Annotated in this window: 23 protein-coding genes; 14 read left to right on the top strand and 9 right to left on the bottom strand. The window is 59.5% G+C overall.

Annotated features, from left to right (window positions below; translation table 11 throughout):
• Positions 1–110 precede the first annotated feature (110 nt).
• Positions 111–593 (bottom strand): GAF domain-containing protein, encoded by a 483-nt coding sequence (locus NTD81_RS03305; RefSeq protein WP_262179402.1) that lies wholly within the window; start codon positions 591–593, stop codon positions 111–113.
• Positions 586–1,479, bottom strand: coding sequence for an ATP-binding protein (locus tag NTD81_RS03300; RefSeq protein ID WP_262179400.1), 894 nt, complete (start codon positions 1,477–1,479; stop codon positions 586–588). The genes NTD81_RS03305 and NTD81_RS03300 overlap by 8 nt, the downstream gene beginning before the upstream one ends.
• Before the next feature lie 93 nt (positions 1,480–1,572).
• Between NTD81_RS03300 and NTD81_RS03295 the strand changes: the two genes are divergently transcribed.
• Positions 1,573–3,885, top strand: a complete 2,313-nt coding sequence (locus NTD81_RS03295) for a response regulator (RefSeq protein ID WP_262179398.1) — start codon at positions 1,573–1,575, stop codon at positions 3,883–3,885.
• Here NTD81_RS03295 and NTD81_RS03290 read toward each other — a convergent pair.
• The 3 genes from NTD81_RS03290 to msrB form a co-directional block, all read right to left on the bottom strand.
• Entirely contained in the window at positions 3,861–4,331 is a 471-nt protein-coding gene (locus NTD81_RS03290; RefSeq protein ID WP_262179396.1) for a MarR family winged helix-turn-helix transcriptional regulator, read from the bottom strand. The genes NTD81_RS03295 and NTD81_RS03290 overlap by 25 nt on opposite strands.
• Positions 4,328–4,813: a glutathione peroxidase gene (locus NTD81_RS03285; RefSeq protein ID WP_262179394.1), complete on the bottom strand. Its 486-nt coding sequence runs from the start codon at positions 4,811–4,813 to the stop codon at positions 4,328–4,330. Before NTD81_RS03285 ends, NTD81_RS03290 begins: the two co-directional genes overlap by 4 nt.
• Before the next feature lie 128 nt (positions 4,814–4,941).
• Positions 4,942–5,349: a peptide-methionine (R)-S-oxide reductase MsrB gene (msrB, locus tag NTD81_RS03280; RefSeq protein ID WP_262179830.1), complete on the bottom strand. Its 408-nt coding sequence runs from the start codon at positions 5,347–5,349 to the stop codon at positions 4,942–4,944.
• Positions 5,350–5,660: 311 nt separating this feature from the next.
• Here msrB and NTD81_RS03275 point away from each other — a divergent pair, with 311 nt between their 5' ends.
• From NTD81_RS03275 to htpX, 3 genes are all read left to right on the top strand, one after another.
• Complete coding sequence (locus NTD81_RS03275; protein ID WP_262179392.1) at positions 5,661–6,872, top strand: pyridoxal phosphate-dependent aminotransferase; 1,212 nt, start codon at positions 5,661–5,663, stop codon at positions 6,870–6,872.
• An 82-nt stretch (positions 6,873–6,954) separates the two neighbouring features.
• Positions 6,955–7,407 carry a hypothetical protein gene (locus NTD81_RS03270; protein WP_262179390.1) on the top strand — a complete coding sequence of 151 codons (453 nt, stop codon included), beginning with the start codon at positions 6,955–6,957 and terminating at the stop codon, positions 7,405–7,407.
• 100 nt (positions 7,408–7,507) lie between these two features.
• Positions 7,508–8,380: a protease HtpX gene (htpX, locus tag NTD81_RS03265; RefSeq protein ID WP_262179388.1), complete on the top strand. Its 873-nt coding sequence runs from the start codon at positions 7,508–7,510 to the stop codon at positions 8,378–8,380.
• A 58-nt stretch (positions 8,381–8,438) separates the two neighbouring features.
• Here the strand turns inward: htpX and NTD81_RS03260 are convergent, their stop codons facing one another.
• On the bottom strand, positions 8,439–9,104 hold the full coding sequence (locus tag NTD81_RS03260) for a thiopurine S-methyltransferase (RefSeq protein ID WP_262179386.1): 666 nt from the start codon (positions 9,102–9,104) through the stop codon (positions 8,439–8,441).
• A 135-nt stretch (positions 9,105–9,239) separates the two neighbouring features.
• Here NTD81_RS03260 and NTD81_RS03255 point away from each other — a divergent pair, with 135 nt between their 5' ends.
• Positions 9,240–10,010 carry a DODA-type extradiol aromatic ring-opening family dioxygenase gene (locus NTD81_RS03255; RefSeq protein ID WP_262179384.1) on the top strand — a complete coding sequence of 257 codons (771 nt, stop codon included), beginning with the start codon at positions 9,240–9,242 and terminating at the stop codon, positions 10,008–10,010.
• 106 nt (positions 10,011–10,116) lie between these two features.
• Here the strand turns inward: NTD81_RS03255 and NTD81_RS03250 are convergent, their stop codons facing one another.
• Complete coding sequence (locus NTD81_RS03250) at positions 10,117–11,808, bottom strand: DEAD/DEAH box helicase (RefSeq protein ID WP_262179382.1); 1,692 nt, start codon at positions 11,806–11,808, stop codon at positions 10,117–10,119.
• 363 nt (positions 11,809–12,171) lie between these two features.
• Here NTD81_RS03250 and NTD81_RS03245 point away from each other — a divergent pair, with 363 nt between their 5' ends.
• A complete protein-coding gene (locus NTD81_RS03245) occupies positions 12,172–12,963 on the top strand; it encodes a crotonase/enoyl-CoA hydratase family protein (protein WP_262179381.1) in 792 nt (263 codons plus the stop codon).
• Positions 12,964–13,064: 101 nt separating this feature from the next.
• On the opposite strand, the gene NTD81_RS03240 is transcribed toward NTD81_RS03245, so the two are convergent.
• Positions 13,065–13,838 (bottom strand): spermidine synthase, encoded by a 774-nt coding sequence (locus tag NTD81_RS03240; protein ID WP_262179379.1) that lies wholly within the window; start codon positions 13,836–13,838, stop codon positions 13,065–13,067.
• 149 nt (positions 13,839–13,987) lie between these two features.
• Here NTD81_RS03240 and NTD81_RS03235 point away from each other — a divergent pair, with 149 nt between their 5' ends.
• The 8 genes from NTD81_RS03235 (at position 13,988) to NTD81_RS03200 (ending at position 22,122) form a co-directional block, all read left to right on the top strand.
• Positions 13,988–15,337 (top strand): flavin-containing monooxygenase, encoded by a 1,350-nt coding sequence (locus NTD81_RS03235; protein WP_262179377.1) that lies wholly within the window; start codon positions 13,988–13,990, stop codon positions 15,335–15,337.
• Positions 15,318–16,256, top strand: coding sequence for a bile acid:sodium symporter family protein (locus tag NTD81_RS03230; protein WP_262179375.1), 939 nt, complete (start codon positions 15,318–15,320; stop codon positions 16,254–16,256). The genes NTD81_RS03235 and NTD81_RS03230 overlap by 20 nt, the downstream gene beginning before the upstream one ends.
• A complete protein-coding gene (locus NTD81_RS03225; RefSeq protein ID WP_262179373.1) occupies positions 16,256–17,038 on the top strand; it encodes an SDR family NAD(P)-dependent oxidoreductase in 783 nt (260 codons plus the stop codon). The genes NTD81_RS03230 and NTD81_RS03225 overlap by 1 nt, the downstream gene beginning before the upstream one ends.
• Complete coding sequence (locus NTD81_RS03220) at positions 17,038–17,778, top strand: sulfite exporter TauE/SafE family protein (protein ID WP_262179371.1); 741 nt, start codon at positions 17,038–17,040, stop codon at positions 17,776–17,778. The genes NTD81_RS03225 and NTD81_RS03220 overlap by 1 nt, the downstream gene beginning before the upstream one ends.
• Complete coding sequence (locus tag NTD81_RS03215; RefSeq protein WP_262179369.1) at positions 17,775–19,562, top strand: N-acyl-D-amino-acid deacylase family protein; 1,788 nt, start codon at positions 17,775–17,777, stop codon at positions 19,560–19,562. The genes NTD81_RS03220 and NTD81_RS03215 overlap by 4 nt, the downstream gene beginning before the upstream one ends.
• Before the next feature lie 163 nt (positions 19,563–19,725).
• On the top strand, positions 19,726–21,072 hold the full coding sequence (locus tag NTD81_RS03210) for a class II 3-deoxy-7-phosphoheptulonate synthase (RefSeq protein WP_262179367.1): 1,347 nt from the start codon (positions 19,726–19,728) through the stop codon (positions 21,070–21,072).
• A gap of 93 nt (positions 21,073–21,165) precedes the next feature.
• Positions 21,166–21,333: a DUF2897 family protein gene (locus NTD81_RS03205; protein WP_262179365.1), complete on the top strand. Its 168-nt coding sequence runs from the start codon at positions 21,166–21,168 to the stop codon at positions 21,331–21,333.
• Positions 21,334–22,122, top strand: a complete 789-nt coding sequence (locus tag NTD81_RS03200) for a CPBP family intramembrane glutamic endopeptidase (protein WP_262179364.1) — start codon at positions 21,334–21,336, stop codon at positions 22,120–22,122.
• A gap of 98 nt (positions 22,123–22,220) precedes the next feature.
• On the opposite strand, the gene NTD81_RS03195 is transcribed toward NTD81_RS03200, so the two are convergent.
• Entirely contained in the window at positions 22,221–23,588 is a 1,368-nt protein-coding gene (locus NTD81_RS03195; protein WP_262179362.1) for an MFS transporter, read from the bottom strand.
• Between the last annotated feature and the right edge of the window lie 43 nt (positions 23,589–23,631).

The following is a 23,631-nucleotide window of genomic DNA, read 5'->3' as shown; positions in this document are numbered from 1 at the left end:
CACAGCCCCGAGCTAAGGTGCAACCAAGCGGGTTGCACCCCTCCCCTCAACGCACGCCGCATCAGACCAAGCACAGAGGCACAGCCGCCAGCAGCCGTCGAGGGCCTGCCTTAGCAGTCGGTGGCGTCGAGAAACACCTGGGCCAGTTGCTCAATACCCGCCTGATCCTGCTCGGTGAAGCGTGCCAGCCGTGGGCTGTCCAAGTCCAACACGCCAATCAAGCGGCCATCTTTACTCAGCGGCACCACCAACTCGCTATTGGACGCGCTGTCGCAAGCGATATGCCCGGCAAACGCATGCACATCCTCAACCCGCTGAGTCTGCCCACTGGCCGCCGCCGTGCCGCACACGCCACGGCCAAAGGGAATGCGCACGCACGCCACCTTGCCCTGGAATGGCCCGAGCACCAGCTCAGTGCCACGCGCCAGATAGAAACCCGCCCAGTTCAGATCCGGCAGTTCCTGATACAAAAACGCCGAGAACTGCGCGGCGTTGGCGATAAAGTCGCGCTCACCACTTAACAGCGCTTGCAGTTGCGCCACCAGCAGCGGATAGCCATCCAGGCCTTCGCCGCTTTGTTGTAAATCAATCATCAGTTGTACTCAGTAGTTGCAAGCCCACCCAATCGCGGGCGAATTGATAGGCGCAGCGGCCATTGCGATTGCCCCGGGCCAAGGCCCAGCGAATCGCTGCTTTTTCCACCTGTTCATCCCACTGCCACGCCAGCCCCGCTTTTGCCGCGTGCTGACCGATCCAGTGTTTGACCACGTCAAGGAAGTGTTCTTGGTTAAAGGGATAAAACGACAGCCACAGGCCGAAACGATCCGACAGGGCAATTTTGTCTTCCACCGCTTCGCTCGGATGCAGTTCGCCATCCACGTGCTGCCAGTTATCGTTGTCGCTCTGTTTCTCCGGCACCAGGTGGCGGCGGTTGGAGGTGGCGTACAGCAGCACGTTATCCGGCGCCTGCTCCAGGGAGCCATCGAGCACGGTCTTGAGCGTGCGGTAGTCACCCTCGCCGGCCTCGAAGGACAGATCATCGCAGAACAACACAAAGCGCTGTGGCAAGCCGACCAGTTGCTCGACGATACGCGGCAGGTCCGCCAAGTGATCGCGCTCGATTTCGATCAGGCGCAAACCAGCTGAAGCATGCTCGGCCAACAAGGCGCGGACCAACGACGACTTGCCGGTCCCGCGCGAACCCCAGAGCAGCGCATGGTTGGCCGGCATGCCCTGTAAAAACTGCTGGGTATTGCGCCCCAGTAGTTGGCGCTGACGATCAACCCCGATCAGGTCATCCAGACGCATATCCAAACTCACATGCAGCGGCAGCAAGAAACCACTGCGCCCGTCACGCTGCCAGCGCGCAGCCAAGCTGGTGTGCCAGTCGATCTGCGGACGCAGCACCGGCAGCAGCGGATCAAGACGGTCCAAGACAGCAGTAGCACGGGACAAAAATTGCTCTAAGGAAGATGGCACAATTCACTCCAGCAAACGCAGGCTAGCTATGCGCCCTACAAAGCAGATGGGCTATGCTAGGCGGGCAATTTAACTTGGGAAAAACCAGCTTATATGGATATAGCGCTCACCCAACGCCTGTCGTTTAAACAGGCTCGCTTGACCGTATTGGTGGCCTTTATCCTGGGCACCGCGCTGAGCTTTATCCAAGTGGCTATCGATTATGCCAGTGAAGATGCCGGCATCAACCGCGAAATTAACGCGTTGCTCGACATCAGCCACAATCCTGCCGCACGTATCGCCTACAACATTGACGCCGAGCTGGCCCAGGAGCTGGTCTTAGGTCTGTTGCGCTCGCCGGCGGTGATCCGTGCGGAAATCTCCGATGCCAACCAAATCGCTCTGGCGCGGGTCTCACGGCCGGCGCAAAGCAGTCGCTACCGCGCTATCAGTGACTACCTGTTTGGCGAGCGCCGTTACTTTGCCACGCCCCTGTACGTCAGCCATGCGCCGCAAGAGGCGCTGGGTAAGCTGAGCCTGGAAGTCGACACCTATGTATTCGGCAATCACTTTCTGCGCCGCGCCACCCTGACCCTGATTACCGGCTTCACCCGCAGCCTGCTGCTGTCGATGATTTTGCTGGTGATGTTCTACTTCATGCTGACCAAGCCACTGACCCGGGTCATCCGCGCCATCAGCGAGCGCGACCCGCGCAGCCCGGACAACGCCAAGCTGGCCTACCCCGAAGGGCACAAAAAGGATGAAATCGGCGTCCTGGTCGACGTCACCAACCGCCAACTGACCAGCATCGCCAACGAGATCGCCCAACGGCAACAGGCCGAAGCCCGCCTGACCCGCTACCTGACCGAGCTGGAGGACATGATCTCGGCCCGTACCGAGCAGTTGGAGGCCACTAACAACCGCCTGCAGGTTTCCAACCGTGAGCTCGAAGAGGCCAAGCGCGTGGCCGTGGACATGGCCCAAGCGCGCTCGGCGTTTTTGGCCAACATGAGCCATGAGATCCGCACCCCGCTCAACGGATTGCTCGGCATGCTGGCGTTATCGCTGGATGGTCCACTGAACAATGAGCAGCGTCAGCAACTGTCGATCGCCCATAACTCGGGCAAGGTACTGGTGGAGTTGCTCAACGATATTCTTGACCTATCGAAGTTCGAGGCCGGCCAACTGGAGCTGGAAAGCATCCCCTTTGACCTCGCCAACGTAGTCGAGGAAACCGCCAGCCTGCTCTCGCAGAACACCGCTCCGGGCGTGGAACTGACCTGTTTGATTGATCCGCAGCTGCCTAATTTGGTGCTGGGCGATCCCAAGCGGGTGCGCCAGATAGTCAGCAACTTGCTATCTAACGCGTTGAAGTTCACCCGCCTTGGCCGGGTGGATATTTACCTCAACAAAACCGAGCAAGGTGTACGCATTATCGTCCGTGACACCGGCATCGGGATCGCCGCCGAAGCGCAGTCGCGGATCTTCCAACGCTTCACCCAGGCCGGCGTCGATATCACCCGCCAGTACGGCGGCACCGGCTTAGGCTTAGCCCTGACCCGTCGGCTGTGCGAGGCCATGCACGGCCATCTGCGCTTGGAAACCGAAGAGGATGTCGGCAGTACCTTCTACGCCGACCTGCCGCTGCCGGGCCAGCCCAGCGTACAAACGCAACCCAACCTGCGCGGCCATGTACTGGTGCTCAGCCCAACTCAATCAGGCCTCAGTGCGCAATTGGCGAATCTGCTGCCCTACTGGGGCCTGAGCTATGAACATCTGCCCAGCGGCAGCGATCCCAGCCAGAGACCGGCCGACCTGATCATCTGCGACGAACTAGCCCGTGTCGATGAGCTACGCGCCACCTGCCAGCTGCCAATTCTGCTGGTCAGCTCCTATGGCAACTTTATTAGCAGCGAACAGGTCGAGCGCTTCGCGCCGATTGAGCAACTGGCCCGGCCGCTATCACGTCTGGCCCTGCTGCAAGCCTTACGCCGCAGCCTCGGCCAAGGCCCGGCCAGCAACACCAGCACGCCCCACGACCACAGTCGCAGCCGTCAGGCCCGAGTGCTGTTGGTTGAAGACAATCCGGTCAATCAGTTGGTGGCCAAAGGCATGCTGCACAAGCTGGGCTATCAGATATTCCTCGCCAACCATGGCGCCGAAGCCCTGCAGCTGCTGGAACGCCAGCCCGTCGACATCGTGCTGATGGACTGCAATATGCCGATCATGGACGGCTACGAAACCACCCGGCAGATTCGCCGCACCCCAGCCTTGGCCAATCTGCCGATCATTGCCCTGACCGCCAATGCCCTGTCGGATGAACGCGAGCGCTGTCAGGCGGCGGGGATGAACGACTACCTAGCCAAGCCGTTTCGCAAGGATGAGCTGGCCGCCCTGCTGGATCAGTGGCTGGCCTGGAGCAGTTGATCCAGCAACGGCCCCAGATGAGCTCGTAGCTGCGCAAGCGCCGCGCCATCCACACCACGCTCGCAGAGCAGTTGCTGCTTGAGCGGCAGCACCTGCTCGCGCAAGGCCAAGCCCTGGGCCGTAAGGCCTAAGTGCACTTCCCGCTCATCCGCTGCCGAACGCTGACGCTGCACTAAGCCTTGCTGCTGCAAGCGCTTAAGCAGCGGCGTGAGCGTGCCGGAGTCCAACTGCAAACGCTCGCCCAAGGCTTTCAGCGTGGGCTGCGCGGGCGGCTGTGCGTGCCACTGCCACAGCACCAGCATGACCAGATACTGCGGATAGGTCAGGTGCAGTTGCTCCAGCATCGGTTTATAAGCGCGAATCAGCGCCCGCGACGCGGCGTAGAGTTTGAAGCAGAGCTGGTTATCCAGCTCCAGTTCAGCAAGCTCAGTAGCACTCGCATTCATCGCAACAGCGCTGCAATCTCGCCGCTTAAATCCTCAGGCTTAGCCGTGGGCGCAAAACGCTTAACCAGGCTGCCATCGGCATTGAGCAGAAACTTGGTGAAGTTCCACTTGATGCCTTGGCTACCGAGCAAACCCGGTGCGCGTTTTTTCAGCTGTACATAGAGGGGATGGGCGCCAGGGCCATTGACTTCAATCTTTTTAAACAACGGGAAGCTGACGCCGAAGTTGAGCTCGCAAAACTGCGAGATCGCCCCCTCATCACCAGGCTCCTGCTTGCCAAACTGATTGCACGGAAAGCCCAGCACCACCAAGCCTTGTTCGCGGTATTGCTGCCACAGCTGCTCCAAGCCTTTGTACTGGCCAGTAAAACCGCATTTGCTGGCGGTATTGACCACCAAAAAAGCTTTACCCGGGAAATCCGCCAAGGTTTTCTGCTCACCTTTGATGGTGGTTAACGGTATCTGCAACAGCTCTGTACTCATCACATCCCTCCCCAGTCAGTATTGGCAGCCATAGTGGCTTAGCCAGAAAGCTAGCTCACAATTAAATTGCACACAATTTATTCACCTAAAAATAAGGCCCGCTGATAGCGGGCCTTAGCCGTGGCTTATTACTCGCCTGGCACCTCGCGCGGCACTAAGTGCAACGACGCGGAGTTGATGCAGTAACGCAGCCCTGTGGGTTTTGGCCCATCGGGGAACACATGACCTAAATGGCTATCACACGCTGCACATTTAACCTCGATGCGATGCATGCCATGACTGAAGTCATCAATGCTGCGCAGGACTTGCTCACTGACCGGCTGGAAGTAGCTGGGCCAACCACTGCCGGAATCATATTTAGCGTTGGAATCAAACAACTCGGCATTACAGCAAGCACAGTGGTAAATACCTGGCACCTTGCTGTCATGATATTTGCCGCTAAACGCGCGCTCAGTCCCCCCCAGCCGGCAGACATGAAACTGCTCTTCGGACAGTTCCTCGCGCCAGGCGTCTAGGGGTTTATCCAATTTATTCATCATCTTGCCTCGCTCAACAGAAAAAAATGCCTGCGCTATCTCTTCCCCAGAAATCGCCTCAGACGTATGATGCACAAGATCAGCGCCACGCAAGGTTTTTCCCTTAAAACATTAATATGGCGATAAAAAAGCCTTAAAAAATCTATTTTTTCGAGCTTTTCACTGTTTTCCTCAATAAATACAGGATCAAACACAGGGAAAAGCACTACTAAATCACCCATTAACGTCAGTTTGTCATTGGCGTTAAGGACTGCCAAGCCAAGCCTGCGCTGAGCGCACTTTGGCCTCGGACTATTTCGGAATATACGATCATGCAGGTCACTAAATCGAACAAGCTTGCCAACGTCTGCTATGACATCCGCGGACCAGTGCTCAAGCACGCCAAACGCCTGGAAGAGGAAGGCCATCGCATCCTCAAGCTAAACATCGGCAACCCGGCGCCATTCGGTTTTGAGGCGCCTGATGAAATTCTTCAGGATGTGATCCGCAACCTGCCCACGGCTCAAGGTTACAGCGACTCCAAAGGTCTGTTCAGCGCGCGCAAGGCGGTGATGCAGTATTACCAGCAGAAGCAGGTTGAAGGCGTCGGCATCGAGGACATCTACCTCGGCAACGGCGTGTCTGAGCTGATCGTGATGGCCATGCAGGCGCTGCTCAACAACAACGATGAAGTGCTGATTCCGGCCCCCGACTACCCGCTGTGGACCGCCTCCGTCGCCCTGGCCGGCGGTAAGCCGGTGCACTATCTGTGCGACGAGCAAGCCGGCTGGTTCCCCGACATCGCCGACATGAAGGCCAAGATCACGCCCAATACCAAGGCCCTGGTGCTGATCAACCCGAACAACCCCACTGGCGCGGTGTATTCCAAAGAAGTACTCATGGATATCGTCGAACTGGCGCGCCAGCATAACTTGGTGCTGTTCAGCGATGAGATCTACGACAAGATTCTCTACGACGAAGCCCAACACATCTCCACCGCCTCCTTGGCCCCGGACGTGCTGTGCCTGACCTTTAACGGTTTGTCGAAATCCTATCGGGTGGCGGGTTTCCGCTCCGGCTGGGTAGCGATTTCCGGGCCTAAGCACCGCGCACAAAGTTACATCGAAGGCCTGGATATCCTCGCCAACATGCGCCTGTGCGCCAACGTACCGAGCCAGCATGCGATCCAAACCGCGCTGGGTGGCTACCAGAGCATCAACGACCTGGTACTGCCGCAGGGCCGTTTGCTGGAACAGCGCAACCGCACCTGGGAGCTGCTCAACAACATCCCTGGCGTGAGCTGCGTCAAACCCATGGGCGCGCTGTATGCCTTCCCGAAAATCGACCCCAAGGTGTGCCCGATCCACAACGATGAGAAGTTCGTCCTAGACCTGCTGCTCTCGGAAAAACTGCTGGTGGTGCAAGGCACCGCCTTCAACTGGCCATGGCCAGATCACTTCCGGGTGGTTACCCTGCCCCGCGTGGATGACTTGGATGCCGCGATCACGCGCATCGGCAGCTTCCTCAAAACTTATAAACAATAGCTTTGGGGCCATCTCTACAGGCTCGATGAAAGCACTCAGCGCTGCCACTACGGCAGCGCTTTTTGGTTCTCAGGAAGTTCTGATGGATTTACACATCGACGATTTTTATAAAGATGCGGCGGCCGCTTTGCTCGCGCTTTATCAAGCCTTTCCGCGCAAGATCGATCTGTATGTCGAGGACTTAATCGGCCGTGAAGAGCCCGATGAGTTCGGTTTGCCCAGCACCCGTCACCAAAGCTGCCTCGGCGCACTGCTGTGGCTGGCAGAGGAAGACTACCTGCGCTTTACCTCAACCATCGGCTATGACGCCCTCGATCAGGCAGTGCTCAGCGAAAAAGCCTTTCTGCGCTTAAGCCGCGGCGTGCCGCCAGCCTCGGAACACCTGGCCGAGCTGCCGCCCAGCGTGCAACGGGTGCGCTCGACCCTAGCCTTTCAGCTGCGCACAGCCTTTGCCGAGCAGGCCAGTGAGCAGGTCGTGCGCCTCACCCAACTGCTCTTTCACAGCACGTTGAGCGCCCCAAGCGACATAGTTTGAAATAGAAGCTAGGTTGAAGTACCTAGGCCTGCACCCTATATAGCTACGGTGCTTTCATATAACTAGTTTTTTGCATTCCCGTGAGGAGTTCCTACACACCATGATGCGCATAATGCTGTTCTTGGCTACCAACATTGCGGTGCTGATCATCGCCAGCATCACCCTCAAATTGCTTGGGGTTGACCGCTTCACTGGCCAGAACTACGGCAGCCTGCTGGTGTTCTGTGCGGTATTCGGTTTCGCCGGTTCGCTGGTCTCGCTATTCCTGTCCAAGTGGATGGCGAAGATGAGCACCAAAACCGAAATCATCACCCAACCGCGTACCCGTCACGAACAATGGTTGCTGCAAACCGTTGAAGAGCTGTCGCGCGAAGCCGGGATCAAAATGCCCGAGGTCGGCATCTTCCCCGCTTACGAGTCCAACGCATTCGCCACCGGCTGGAACAAGAACGATGCGCTGGTCGCCGTGAGCCAAGGCCTGCTGGAGCGTTTTTCGCCGGACGAAGTGAAGGCCGTACTGGCCCACGAAATCGGTCACGTGGCCAACGGTGACATGGTCACCCTGGCGCTGATCCAAGGCGTGGTGAACACCTTCGTAATGTTCTTTGCGCGGATCTTCGGCAACTTTGTCGACAAGGTCATCCTGAAAAACGAAGACGGTCCAGGTATTGGTTACTTCGTGGCGACCATCTTTGCCGAGCTGGTACTGGGTATTCTGGCCAGCATCATCGTCATGTGGTTCTCCCGTAAGCGCGAGTTTAAGGCCGACGAAGCCGGCGCCCGCCTCGCCAGCACGGGCTCCATGATCGCCGCCCTGCAGCGTCTGCGTGCCGAGCAGGAAGTACCGGTGAACATGCCTAATAGCCTGACGGCTTTCGGCATCAACGGTGGCTTGAAGCACGGCCTGGCTGGCCTGCTGATGACTCACCCACCACTGGAAGATCGCATCGAAGCCCTGCGTCAGCGCGGCTAAGCGTTCCAGCAGTACCAGAGACACTAAGGCGACCCTCGGGTCGCCTTAGTTTTATCCGCTACAGCACATCCTCCAGGCGATAGACCCACTCGTCCAAGCGACTCAGGCCGCGCTGCAAGAGACGCGCATTCTCCGCCTCGCCCCGCACATCCTGTTGCAACAGACGCTGCACCTGCCAGCGCCCGCCATACAAGCGCTGTACCTCGGCATCCGCCACAGCAAAGGGCGGGCCTGGCATGTCCTCTTGTTGATAGTCGAGGCTGACCAGCAACCCCTTACCGCCCTGCGGCAACACCGCCGCCAGATGCGCCACATAGCGCTGACGCAGCGGCTCAGGCAAGGCGATCAAAGCAGCGCGATCATAGAAGGCCTGGCATTGACTGAGGTCATCTGCACTCAGGGCAAAGAAATCACCACAGAGGATTTCCAGTGGCCCACTGCTATAACGAATGAAGTGCGGCTCGCTGCGCACTTGCGCGGTTAATCCCTGCTCAGCAAAAAATGCCTCCACGGCCTTGTGCGACAATTCGACGCCGAGCACACGTAACCCCTGCCCCGCCAGCCACAGCATATCGAGGCTTTTGCCGCACAACGGCACCAACACCTGGGCGTTGTCAGGAACTGCCAGTTGCGCCCAATATCGCTGCAAATAGCGGTTGGTTTGCTGTTGATGGAAACCTATTTCGCTACGTTCCCAACGCTTATGCCAAAACTCTGCGTGCATCGTGACTCCCGTCTGAGCGCTACTGCGGACTTCTATTATCGACAGCGTCGATACTAACCGTTGCAATTTTTCCCTACCGAGGGGGGAGCGTCTGTTAGATGATTCCGCCATGCTTTTTGTGTAGTCGGAGTTTTCATGTCACTTCCCAGCCTATTTATCTCCCATGGCTCGCCCATGCTGGCCCTCGAGCCGGGCGCCAGCGGCCCGGCGCTGAGTCAATTGGCCCAAGCCCTGCCCCGCCCACAAGCGATTGTGGTGGTTTCTGCCCACTGGCAAAGCACTGATCTGCGCGTCACCCACAACCCACAGCCCGCCACCTGGCATGATTTCGGTGGCTTCCCGGCCGAGCTCTATGAGGTGCAGTACCCAGCGCCCGGACATCCCAGACTAGCCGAGAAGATCGCCCTCTTATTGGCTGATGCCGGCCTGCCGACCCAGCTGGATGAACAACGCCCGTTTGATCACGGCACTTGGGTGCCGCTGTCGTTGATGTATCCGCAAGCGGATATTCCGGTGGTGCAAGTTTCCCTGCCTGATCCACAAACCCCTGGCATCGTGCGGCAAGTCGGCCAGGCCTTGGCCAGCCTGCGCGATGAGGGCATCTTGTTGATCGGCTCGGGCAGCATTACCCATAACCTGGCCGAACTGAAGCGCCAGGATGACGACAGCAATGTGGAGCCTTGGGCCCAGGAGTTCCGTGACTGGATCGTCGACAAGCTGGCTAGCAGCGACCTCGACGCCCTGCTGCACTATCGCCAGCAAGCGCCATCAGCCAAACGCAACCACCCCAGCGATGAGCACCTACTACCGCTGTATTTCGCCCAAGGCGCCGGCGGCGAGTTTAAGGTGCAATACAGCGCCTTCACCTTCGGCTCACTGGGCATGGACATTTACAGCTTCGCCTAAGGTAAGCGCAGCAGACGGCTGCGCCCACAGCAAAAACGCAAAAGCCCCGCACTAGGCGGGGCTTTTGTTGATGACTAAGCCTAGGCTTAGGCTTCTAAGCTTGCGCTTAGTCTTCGCGGTAACGACGCAGCTTGAGCGGCTTGCCACCGACACGGGTGTCTTTCAGCTTACCGAGCAGACGATCCAAACCTTCTTCTGGCAGCTCAACCAAGCTGAAGCTCTCGCGCACCTGGATGCGCCCGATGGCTTCACGGGCCAGACCACCTTCGTTGAGGATGGCGCCCAGCAGGTTCTTCGCCGCGATACCGTCACGCGCACCCAGCGCGGTACGGCAACGGGCACGGCCCTCAGCCAGCGGCATAGGCGCGCGACGCTCACGGCTACCTTCACGGTCGCCGCGATCAGGACGCTCACCACGATCGCTGCGCTCGCCACGCTCACGGGAACCACCGGCACCCGGCACCAGCGGCTGCTCACGTTCCACTTCAGCCAGGCTCAGAGCCTGACCGTTGGTGGCTTTGCGCAGCAGGGCTGCGGCCAGAGCACGCGGGCTGCAACCGATGTCAGCGGTCAGGCGATCAAGCAGATCACCGTGGCTGGCTTCCGCATCAGCTACTAGCGGCGCCAGGCTGCTGGTGAGTTTCTTGATCCGCGCATCGAGCACTTGCTGAGCGTTAGGCAGCTTAACTTCGCCAACCTTCTGCCCAGTGACGCGCTCGATAACCTGCAGCATGCGCCGCTCACGCGGAGTCACCAGCAGCAGCGCACGACCGGTACGCCCGGCACGGCCAGTACGGCCGATACGGTGCACGTAGGACTCTGGGTCGTACGGCATATCCACGTTCATCACGTGGGTGATGCGCGGCACGTCCAGACCACGGGCAGCAACGTCAGTGGCGATAACGATGTCCAGACGGCCATCTTTAAGCGACTCAATGACGCGCTCACGCTGGTTCTGCGCGATGTCACCGTTCAGCGCAGCAGCCTTGTAGCCTTTGGCTTCCAGAGCAGCAGCGAGGTCCAGGGTGGCTTGTTTGGTACGCACGAAACCGATCAGCGCATCAAACTCTTCAACTTCCAGCAAACGCAGAACGGCAGCGTGCTTCTGGTCGGCGTGGACCATCAGGTGCGCTTGCTCAATGGCCGTTACGGTCTGAGTTTTCGAGGCGATTTTGATGTGCTGCGGGTCACGCAGGTGCTTTTCAGCAATAGCGCGAATCGAGTGTGGCAGGGTCGCGGAGAACAGAACGCTCTGACGGCTGGCCGGCATGGCTTCGAAGATCACTTCGAGGTCATCCATAAAGCCCAACTTGAGCATTTCGTCGGCTTCGTCGAGTACCAGGAACTGGATGGTCGACAGCACTTTCTCATCGCGACGCAGGTGGTCAACTAAGCGACCGGGGGTTGCAACAATCACCTGCGCGCCCTGACGGATAGCTTTCAGTTGCGGGCCCATAGGCGCGCCACCGTAAACCGCTACCACATTCAGGCCGGGCATTTGTTTCGAGTAGGATTCAAACGCGGTGGCCACTTGTAGGGCCAACTCGCGAGTAGGCGCTAGGATTAGCGCCTGCGGCTCACGCTTGCTCGGATCAATTTTCGACAGCAGTGGCAAAGCAAAGGCAGCGGTTTTACCGGTACCTGTTTGCGCCTGACCAATCATGTCTTGGCCGGAGAGAATCACCGGGATAGCTTGCGCTTGGATCGGCGATGGCTCTTCGTAACCAACAGCGGTCAGTGCTGCAACAACATTAGGATGAAGGCCGAGTGCGGCGAAGCCGCCGGATTCCTGGGTCATGGGTCTGCCTCTAGTGCATCCGCAAACGACCCATATTCCAAAGCTGCGCATGCCGTGTAAGACCCTAAGGTCACCCTGGCAGCTCTGTCGGCGGGGATTTGCGAAAACATGGTGATAAATGAATCGTCAAGGATAGCCCGCTTTGCGGACTGGCTGCCGGAGTTTTGCCTCCGGGCGATTTGCACTACCTGAACGTGGCCAAGAATTGACCGGCGCGCACTATACCTGAAAACCTGGTCGATGTGCTGACTTTCGCCAAAAATTAAGCGCTCTAACACGTATTTATTCCAGCTAAGGGCCTACAGTCAACTAGCACCACGCCACAAACTCCCCGCCAACCCTAGTCTATTCAGGATTTGCACCATGAATTCAAGCATTAGCGGCCGTATAACCCGAGAAAAGCGCGGCCACGTTTTGCTCTTGGGCCTTGATCGCGTGAGTAAGCGCAATGCCTTTGACATGGCCATGCTCGACGACCTGGCACTGGCCTATGGCGAGTTTGAACGTGATGCCGATGCTCGAGTCGCGTTGCTGTTTGCCCACGGTGAACACTTCACCGCGGGCATGGACTTGGCCAATGTGGCCGAGCCCTTGGCTGCCGGCTGGCAAATCCCTGCAGGTGGCTACGACCCTTGGGGAGCCTTTGGCGGCACGCGGGTGAGTAAACCGGTGATCGTCGCCGCCCAGGGCTACTGCTTCACCATCGGCATCGAGCTGATGCTGTCGGCCGACATCAACCTGTGCGCCAGCAACACACGCTTTGCCCAGATGGAAGTGCAACGCGGAATTTTCCCCTTCGCTGGCGCCACCCTGCGCTTGCAACAGATTGCTGGCTGGGGCAACGCCATGCGCTGGCTGCTCACCGGCGATCCCTTTAGCGCCCATGAGGCGTATCGCTTAGGCCTGGTGCAGGAGGTGTTAGCGCCGGAGGAGTTAATGCCCAAGGCGCTGTGGCTGGCCGAGCGCATTGCCGCACAAGCCCCCTTGGGCGTGCAAGCCACCCTAGCTTCGGCCCGCCAAGTTGTGGCGAGCGGCGAAGCGGCCGCCATCGCTAACCTGCCTGCCGTGGCCAGCCGCTTACTCGGCAGTGACGACGCGCAAGAAGGCCTGCGCGCCATGCAAGAGCGCCGCGCAGGTGACTTTAAGGGGCGCTAAGCCCCGTGGTGACTTAACAGCTAAGCCGCGTGGCGCCTGGGCTGCATAGCCACGGGCGGTTTGAGCTGCACAGCCGCGCGGCGCTTAGACAGCCCAGTGCCTTAACTGGCGGGCCGCAGATCCTTGGTCAACGACTCCAAGGAGTAGCCCAACAGCGGTGCCAAAGCCTCGTTGCGTTGCCGCAGCAGAGCCACATCCAGCTCCTGCTCCAGATCGGCCGGGACCAACAGCACCACGTTGCCCTCCTTCACTGGAATCTCCCAATAATGGCGGTGGAACAAGCCGCGCAGAAGGGCCGCGCCCAAAGGCTTGCCGTCATTGCTGGCCCACTGATTGATGATCAGCCAGCCGCCGGGGTTAAGACGCTCCTGGCAATCCTGCAAAAACTTCCAGGCTAAATGGCCGCTGGCGGGACCGACATCGGTATAGAGGTCCACAAACAGCAGGTCGGTTTGCTCAGCCGTGCCTAGCAGCTCCAGAGCGTCGCCGATGCGGATGGTTAAGCGCGGGTCATCGGCCAAGGCCATATATTGCATGGCCAAACGCGGCACATCGGGGCGCAGCTCGATCACCTCAACGTCGTCCAGCGGCAAAAACTTCAGACAGGCCTGGGTCAGGTTGCCGGCGCCTAAACCTAAAAACAGCGCGCTTTCCGGCTGCTCATGGCACAACGCGCCGAGCAACATGGCGCGTGTGTAGTCGTATTCCAACCAACTGGGGTCGGGCATGTAGACGCAGCTCTGCTCTATCGCCTCACCAAACTCGAGAAAGCGATAAGCGCCCATCTCCACCACTTGGATGACACCAAATTCGTCGCGGACTTCGGCAATCAATAACGGCTCAGGCATCTGCTCAACCGGGGGCAAACCTGGCATGTACCACACTCCACCATGACATCCCTGACCAAATCGGCCAGCGGAAAGTCGCCAATTGTCATTGAGCCACCCTCCCCTGGTCACGCGATAATTTGTCGCAGCTTAGCTGGGGCCACGCTTAACAATAACAATTGATTTGGAGGTGAAGCATGCATGCCATTATCGGTGCCGGCCCCATGGGCCTCTGTGCAGCACGCCAGTTGCGCAAATACGCCATCGACTTTGTCGGCTTCGAGCTGCACAGCGATGTCGGCGGCCTGTGGGATATCGATAACCCGCAGAGCACCATGTATGAGTCCGCGCACCTGATCTCCTCCAAACGCGCCACCGAGTTTACTGAGTTCCCCATGGCCGATGATGTGGCTACCTACCCCCATCACAGCGCCATGCGCGATTACTTCCGCGCCTACGCCAAACACTTTGATCTGTACAAGGATTTTCACTTCAACACCCGCGTGTTGGAGGTTAAACGCCTGAGCAAAGGCTGGCGTCTGCTCACCGAATGCGACGGGGTGCAACGCGAATGGCTGGTCGATGGAGTGCTGATCGCCAACGGCACCCTGCACACCCCCAACCTGCCCGCCCTGCCTGGGCAGTTCAGCGGCGAGTTGCTGCACTCCAGCGACTACCGCAACGCCGCGATATTCGAGGGCAAGCGGGTCCTGGTGATTGGCTGCGGCAACTCGGCCTGCGATATTGCCGTGGATGCCGTACACCGCGCCAAGTCGGTCGATCTGTCGGTGCGCCGGGGCTATTACTTCCTGCCCAAATTCAGCTTTGGCCGGCCAACGGACAGCTTAGGCGGGCTGATCAAACTGCCACGGCCGATCAAGCAATTCCTCGATGGGCTGCTGGTACGCAGCCTGGTCGGCAAGCCTTCGCAATATGGCCTGCCGGACCCGGACTACAAGCTCTATGAGTCGCATCCGGTGATGAACTCGCTGGTGCTGCATTACTTAGGTCATGGCGATATCAAGCCGCGCCGCGACGTGGTTAAGGTCGAGGGTTTGCAAGTGACCTTCAGCGACGGTGAGCAGGCCGAATATGATCTGATCCTGCAGGGCACCGGCTACCTGCTCAACTACCCCTTTATCGACCGTGCCGAGCTCAACTGGCCGGCCTCTGCCGGTGCACCGCAGCTGTATCTGAACGTGTTCCACCCAGAGTACGAAGACCTGTTTATGCTCGGCATGGTCGAGGCCTCAGGCCTGGGCTGGCAGGGCCGGGATGAACAAGCAGAACTGGTGGCCTTGCAGATTCGCCAGCAGCAGCTTGGCGGCAGTGCCGGCCAGCGTTTTCGCGAGTTGGTGCGCCTGCGCTGCCAACAGCGTTTAGATGGTGGCTATGCCTACTTGCAACTGGAACGCATGGCCTACTACGTGCATAAAGACAGTTACCGCACCACGCTTAAGCAACACATTGCTGAACTTAAAAAAAATATAACGACAACAGCGCCTACGTGCAGCAAGGAAACCTCTCATGCAGTCAGTCAACCTTGAGTTCTCCCCCAGCGCGATGATCGCCTTAAACGCGATCATCGCCTTGATGATGTTTGGTGTTTCCTTAGAACTACGCGCCGAGGACTTTAAGCGCATCGTCCTGGCGCCCAAGGCGCCGTTGATTGGCATGCTGGTGCAGTTTGTCCTGCTGCCAGCGGCCACCTGCCTGCTGACAATTGTGCTGCCCATCGATCCGAGCCTGGCGCTGGGCATGATTCTGGTTGCCACCTGCCCCAGCGGCACGTTCTCCAACATCATGACCTGGGTCGCCCGCGGCAACGTCGCGGTGTCGGCCAGCGTTACGGCGGTTTCCAGTGTCACGGCGGGGATCTTCACACCGCTGAACTTCGCCCTGTATGCCGGGCTGAACCCGCAGACCCGCGCCCTGCTTACCGAGATCAGTGTCGACCCGCTAGAGCTGTTGCTGATGGTGCTGCTGGTCCTGGTGCTGCCGATGGTGCTGGGCATGTTTATCGGGCGGATTCGGCCACTGCTGGCACAAAAGCTGGAACGCCCGCTGCGGATTTTCTCGCTGCTGGTGATGCTGCTGTTTGTCGGCGGCGCCTTCGTGAAGAACTACGCGCAGTTCCTTGAATACTTCCACTTGTTCTTTTGGCTGGTGGTGCTGCTTAACAGCATGGCGCTGCTGCTCGGTTATGGCTGTGCGCGGTTGTGGCGGTTGCCGGCGGCAGATGTCCGAGCGGTGACGCTGGAGACGGGCATCCATAACTCGGCCTTAGGCATGGCGCTGATTTTCACCTTCTTCCCGCAGTCTGGCGGCATGTTGCTGATTGCCGCGTTCTGGGGCTGCTGGCAGTTACTGGCCGGCCTGTTACTGGCGCTGTATTGGTCGCGCAGTACGCCGGCGGGCAGCCAACCACGACCGCTACCAAGCGCTATTAAGCAAGGCAGTCACTGATGCACATTGCACTGATCACCGGGGCCGCCAGCGGCCTCGGCTGGGAGCTGGCACGCCATTATCACGCCCAGGGCTATGGCCTGCTGCTGACCGATTACAACGCCCGAGGCTTGACTGAACGCGTGGCCAGCTTAGCCAGTGAGCGGGTCGACAGCCTGGCCGGGGACATCACCGACAGCCTGCTGCAACAGCAATTACTGCTGCGCTGCCGCGAGCGCTTTGGCCGCTTGGATGTGCTGATCAACAACGCCGGCATCACCCACCGCTCGCCCACCACCGAGACTGATCCGGCGGTATTTCGCCGGGTTATGGCGGTGGATTATCAAGCGCCGGTGGAGCTGAGCTTAAGCGCCCTGCCCCTGCTTAAACAAAGCCGCGGACAGATCATCTGCATCGGCTCCATGGCCGGTTGGATGCCGGTGCTGGGCCGCGCCGGTTACTGCGCAGCCAAGAGCGCCATGGGCCAGTTTTTTGAAGTGCTGCGCGGCGAAATCGCCCGTGATGGCGTGCGCACCTTGCTGGTCTACCCAAGTTTTCTCGACACGCCGATTGAGCAAAACGCCTTAGGCGCCGACGGCAAGCCAGCGCAGCATGCGCGCTCCACCGTTGGCCAAGTGCGCGGCGCGGACTGGATGGCGCAACAAATCTTCACGGCCCAGGAGCAAGGCGCAGAGCGCCTGTTCCCGGATCGCGGCAGCTGGTTGGCCAGCCTGCTCTGGCGCATCGCCCCGCGTCTGTACTACCGCAAGATGAGCCAGCGCTTCGCGGCGGAGATGGGTTGATGGAGATGCTGTGGCTGGCCTTAGCCGGCTTTATTCTGCTGGCCTACACCCTGGAAGCCATCACTGGCTTTGGCAGCATCGTGATTGCCCTGTCCCTCGGCGCCCTGCTGCTGCCGATCGAGCAACTGCTGCCGGTGCTGGTGCCGTTGAATATCTGCATGACCGGCTATTTGGTCTGGCGTCATCGGCAAATGATCGACCGGCGCCTGCTGCTGGGCATGATCCTGCCGGCCATGGTGATCGGCACCCTGCTCGGCTATGCCCTGTTGCCGTGGCTGGATGCGGCGTTGTCCAAGCGCTTATTCGGCGTCTTGGTGCTGTGGTTTGCCGGGCGTGAGCTGTGGCGTATGCGCACCAGCCATGTGGCAAGCGCACGGCCACTGTGGCTTAACCGCCTGATCAGCCTGGCCGCGGGAGTCAGTCATGGCCTGTTTGCCTCAGGCGGACCGCTGCTGGTGTTTGCCCTGGCCGGCACCGAGCTGGATAAAGCGCGTCTGCGCGCCACCTTGGTCAGCGTATGGTTCAGCCTTAACAGTCTGCTGACCCTGTGCTTTGCCCTCGATGGCCGTCTGCTGCCGGCACTGCCACAAATCATCAGCTACGCCCCGCTGCTGCTCATCGGCGTATGGCTGGGCGAGCACCTGCATCAGCGCTTTAATGAACAACACTTCCGCATTGCCATTTACCTGTTGCTGCTGGTTACCGGCGGCCTGTTAATCGCTCCTTGGAGTCTGCTATGAGCCACGACATCATTATTAAAAACGGCCTGTACTTCGACGGCTCCAACCAGCCCGGCCAGCTGCGCCATATTGGCATCCGCAACGGTCGCATCGATGTGCTGAGTCTGAGCCCGCTGGATGAAAGCGGCTGCGCCCAGGTGATCGATGCCCAAGGCAAATGGGTGACCCCTGGCTTTCTGGAAATTCACTCGCACTACGACGCCGAAGTCATCGCCGCGCCGGCCCTGAAAGAGTCGGTACGCCATGGCGTGACCAGCGTAACCATCGGCTCCTGCTCGATCAGCATGGTGCTGGCCGATGCCGAAGACTGCTCGGACCTGTTCACCCGCGTCGAAGCGGTGCCACGGGAATACGTGCTGCCGATCCTGCAAGAGAAAAAGACCTGGCGCGACGCCCAGGGCTACCGCGCCTTTTACGATCAGTTAGCGCTGGGGCCGAACGTCAACTCCTTCCTCGGCCATTCCGAGCTACGCGTGGCGGTGATGGGCCTGGAGCGTGCCACCAGCCCCGTGAAGCCCACCGAGGCAGAACTGGCGCAGATGGAAGAGCTGCTGGAGCAAGCACTGGATGCCGGCTGCATCGGCCTGTCGGTAATGACCACGCGCCTGGACAAAATGGACGGCGACCGCGCTTGGTCGAGCCCACTGCCTTCCACCTTCGCCAGCTGGAAGGAGTTCTCCCGCCTGTTTGCCGTGCTGCGCCGGCGTGGCGCGGTGATGCAAGGCGCGCCGAACGCGGTAACCAAGGTCAACGTGTTCGCCTTCCTCTGGCAAGCCCACGGCCTGCTGCGCAAGCCGCTGAAGTGCTCAATGCTGACGGCCCTGGACTTGAAATCGCAGCCATTTTTGCACCGCATCACCCGCACCTCCGGCTGGCTGGCCAACAAGGTGCTGCGCGGCCACTTCCGCTGGCAGACCTTGCCCGCGCCGTTCAACCTGCGCTTGGAAGGCCTCAACGTGAACGCCTTTGAAGAGTTCGGCGCCGGCGAGATTCTGCGCAATATCAAGGACCCGGATGAGCTGTACAGCAAGGTCAACGAGCCAGAGTTTCGTGCCCTGTTTAAGAAGCAGGTCAAGGCCGTGCTGACCAAGGGCCTGTGGCACCGCGACTTCTCCGATTGCTGGGTCACCGCCTGCCCGGATGCGAGCAAGGTCGGCAAAAACTTTAAGCAGCTTGGCGAGGCCCGCGGTCTCGATCCGGTGGACGCGTACTTTGAACTGGCCTGCGAGTACCGCGAAGCACTCAAGTGGACCACCTGCTACGGCAACGTGCGTGAGCCGATCATGCAGCAACTGCTGGCCAGCCCATGGACCCAGCCGGGCTTCGCCGACTCCGGCGCGCACCTGCGCTCCATCGCCCAGTACAACTTCCCCCTGCGCTTTCTCAAATACGTGCGCGATGCCGAACTTGCCGGTAAACCTTTTATGCAGCTGGGTCATGCCATCCACCGTTTAAGCGGTGAGCTGGCCGACTTCATTGGCGTGGATGCCGGCTATATCCGCGTCGGTGACCGTGCGGACTTGGTGGTGATCAACCCCGAAGGCCTGACGGCCGAGCTGGATGACATCCACGAAGCGCCCATGGAAGTGCTGGGCCTGGAACGCGTGGTGAAACGCAACGATGCCGCCGTGGAAGTGACCCTCATCAACGGCAAAATCGCCTACCAACGCGGCGAATACTTCCCCGACGACCTCGGTAAGCAACAAGGCTACGGGCGCTTCCTGGCGAGCCAGCAAGTGCAGCCACGGCATGCCCACGCCGGGGTGAAATTGGCCACCGCCTAACGGTCCAAGCGGCAAGGATGCCGCCAGGCTCAGCCGCCACAGTCACCATGGACGCTGCCAGGCTTCGCTGTGCGACCCTGTAGCACAGCGCCCAGGACTGGCCCTCAAGTGTCGATCGGTTACTATGGCGCCTCGCATCAATTGACTGAAGCTGAGACTGATCATGTCGTCGCCATGGACTCCCGCTAGCTGGAGAGGCAAGCCTATCCAGCAGCAACCGCAGTACCCCAACCCCGCCCACCTGGCCCAGGTGGAACAAAGCCTAGCCGGCTACCCGCCCTTAGTATTTGCCGGTGAGGCCCGCGAGCTGCGCCGGCAGTTTGCCGAAGTCACCCAAGGCCGTGCGTTCCTCCTGCAAGGTGGCGACTGCGCCGAGAGCTTTGCTGAGTTCAGCGCGGCGAAGATCCGCGACACCTTTAAAGTGCTGCTGCAAATGGCCGTGGTGATGACCTTCGCCGCTGGCTGCCCGGTAGTTAAGGTCGGGCGCATGGCCGGGCAATTTGCCAAGCCGCGCTCGGCCAATGATGAAACCGTAGACGGTGTCACCCTGCCGGCCTATCGCGGCGATATCGTCAACGGCATTGGCTTCGATGCCGCCAGCCGCGTGCCGGACCCAGAGCGTTTGCTGCAGGCTTATCACCAGTCCACCGCCAGCCTTAACCTGCTGCGCGCGTTTGCCCAAGGCGGCTTTGCCGACCTGCATCAGGTCCATCAGTGGAACCTCGACTTTATTGCCAACTCGGATCTGGGCGAGAAGTACAGCCAACTGGCCGACCGCATCGATGAAACCCTGGCCTTTATGCGCGCCTGCGGCATGGACAGCGCCGCGCAAGTGCGCGAGACCAGCTTCTTCACTGCCCACGAAGCGCTGCTGCTCAACTACGAGCAAGCCTTTGTGCGCCAGGACAGCCTCACCGGCGGCTGGTACGACTGCTCGGCGCATATGCTGTGGATCGGCGACCGCACCCGCCAGCTCGATGGTGCCCATGTCGAGTTCCTGCGCGGCGTCGGCAACCCCATTGGGGTCAAAGTCGGGCCGAGTATGGCCAGCGATGAGCTGATCCGCCTGATCGATATCCTCAACCCGGACAACGACCCGGGACGCCTTAACCTGATCGTGCGCATGGGCGCCGATAAGGTCGAAGCCGGCCTGCCGCGCCTGATCCAAACCGTGCAGCAAGAAGGCCGCCAGGTGCTGTGGAGCTGCGACCCCATGCACGGCAACACCATCAAGGCCAGCAGCGGCTACAAGACCCGCGACTTCGCGCAGATCCTCGCGGAGGTGAAGCAGTTCTTCGCCGTGCATCAGGCCGAGGGCAGCTACGCCGGCGGCATCCATATCGAGATGACCGGGCAGAACGTCACCGAATGCATCGGCGGCGCCCGTCCGATCACCGAAGCCGGTCTGTCGGATCGCTACCACACCCACTGCGATCCACGGATGAACGCCGACCAGTCCTTGGAACTGGCGTTCTTGATTGCCGAGACGCTGAAGCAAGTTCGCCGCTAAGCCATTGCAGGTCAGTGGGCAAAAACCGCCCACTGACCTGACAAACCAGCAATTGACGCGCTATGGTGAAAGCCACTGCAAAAAGGAGGTTGTATGGCCTGGTATATCTGGTTGCTGATTATTGTGGTGGTGGGCTCCATCGTGGGCGGGCTGATGACCCTGCTGCGCACCGCCAAACCTTTGCCGTTAAGCGATGAACAACTGCAAAAAATCCATCAGCGTGAAGCTGAACAACAAGCCAAGGATGCTCAAGAGCGCTAGATGAGTCGCCAGCCTACTCCTGCTTTATCCCTGCACCTGCGTTTGGTGCTGCCCATCCTGTGCCTGGCCGCCGGCTACGCTCTAGGTTTTATCCAGCCCATCGGCTTGAGCCTGGGCGTGCTGCTCTGCGCTTGGTTATTAGCCGCTGAAGAGCCTATGCCGCTGCTGCTCTGGTGGCCCCTGGCGCTGCTGGCCTGCGCCGCCCTGGCCGGGCATTTGCTCCCAGGTTTTAGCGCCAGCACACTGTGGCCTGCACGGCAGCTCAGCAGCGACGCGCCGCCCTACAGCCTGCGGTTAAGTTGGGACAAGTTACTGGTCGGCATGACCCTGCTGGCGTGGTGGCTGGGCCAGCCGCTCACCAGCAAACCGCGCCTCAGCGGCCAGGTCTGGCTGGTCGCCGGGCTAACCTTGGTCGGCGTGCCGTTATTGGCGTTAGGCAGTGGCTTAGTCGGCTGGCAGCCCAAATGGCCCGAGGGTTTCTGGCTGTGGCTGGCGGTCAATCTGCTGGTGACGGTGCTGGCCGAAGAGCTGCTATTTCGTGGCCTACTGCAAACCCAACTGGTGCGCTGGCAAGGGCCATGGCTGGGAATCGGCCTAAGCAGCCTGCTGTTCGCCGCCGTGCACCTGCCATTTAGCCCGCTATTCGCCCTGCTCGCCGGAGTCGCCGGTCTGGGCTATGGCCTGATCTACCACTTAAGCGGACGCATCAGCCTGGCCGTGGCCCTGCATTTGGCCGTGAATACCCTGCATCTATTACTGCTCAGCTATCCGCTGCGCCTGGCCAGCTAAAACCCGTAGGGCGGATGTAATCCGCCGCTTACCACACCTCACGCCATTAGCAGACGTGTACTGAGCGACTTCTGCTTACAGAGGGCGGCCAGTCAACTTCACGCAGTTTGGCCCGTCGGTTTTTTCAGCGCCAATGCAGACACCACCATGGCCAGCAACGACAAGCCAATCGCAACGCTGACTGCTATGTAGATGGCATCGTTGAGCGGTTGAATTGAGGTCAGCAACGCGCCGAATATCGCGACGCCGAACGCAGAGCCACTCTGCCGACTGGCATTGAGTGTGCCGGCCGCCACCCCAGCTTTGGCTGGGTCAACCACGCTCATCAGTACTGAAGTGGCGGCCGGCGTGATGATCCCAGCGCCAAAACCCACTGCCGGATAACACAGTGCGATCCGCCAGTACTGAGCATCACTGGCCAGAGCGAAAAGCCCGATGAGCCCCAAGGTGTACAAGCCGAACCCGCTGCATAACACGGCCTGAGGACCATAGGCTCGGATCAAGCGGCCGCAAGTGAAGCTGCCGAAAGTGACCATTGCCGTCAAAGGCAGGAATGCCAATCCGGTATCCAGGGGCGACCATCCGCGATTGTTCTGGAAATACAGGCTCAACAGAAAGAACAGGCCGTAGAACACCAACGCGGAAATCAACGACAGAAAGGTTGCACCTGTGAATACCGGGTTGCGGAAATAGTGCAACGGCAGCATCGGATCCTTATTGCGACTTTCAGCCACCAAGAATACACACCAGGCTACACAGGCCAGGATTATGCCCACATACACCCATTCGGAATTCCACCCCAGCTTTGCCCCTTCGATCAGCACCGCCACCGAAGTGGCCAGGGCGACGATAGCAGCGATCTGACCGGTGAAGTCAAAATGACGATTAGGTGCCAATGAAGGTGAAGGAGGAGTACGCCACGTTAGCCATACGCCGACTAAAGCGATGGGTACATTAATCAAAAAAATACTGCGCCAGCCAAACAACTCGATCAGCACGCCGCCAACAAGAGGCCCGGCCGCCATGGCAATACCACCACAACCTGCCCAGACACCGATGGCACTCGCCCGTTGATGGGTCTTAGGGTAGGCATTGTTGATCAGCATCAGTGAGCACGGCACCAACATGGACGCCCCCACCCCCTGCAGCACTCGGGCAGCGACCAGTTGAAGCAGGTCAGTCGCCAGACCACATAATGCAGAAGCAAGCGCAAACAAGACCAGACCAAGGCCGTAGATCTTTCTTGCCCCGCAACGGTCGCCCAATAAACCGCCCGTCAGCAGTAAACTGGCGAACGTCAATGTATAAGCGTTGATCACCCACTGCAGCCCCGTGATATCCGAATCAAATGCCTGAGAAATGGATTCCAGTGCCACGTTGACGATTGAAGTATCGAGAATGACAACGACGTAACTGAGGCTTGTAGCGATCAGAACCTGTCGTTGGTAGCTACTCTTGACTTCCATGACTTCACATTTCCTTTCACTGACGGCGGATTGACTATAAGCA

Source organism: Pseudomonas sp. 5P_3.1_Bac2, from assembly GCF_025465995.1.
Taxonomy (GTDB): Bacteria; Pseudomonadota; Gammaproteobacteria; order Pseudomonadales; family Pseudomonadaceae; genus Aquipseudomonas.
This window is presented reverse-complemented; position numbering and strand designations above follow the sequence as displayed.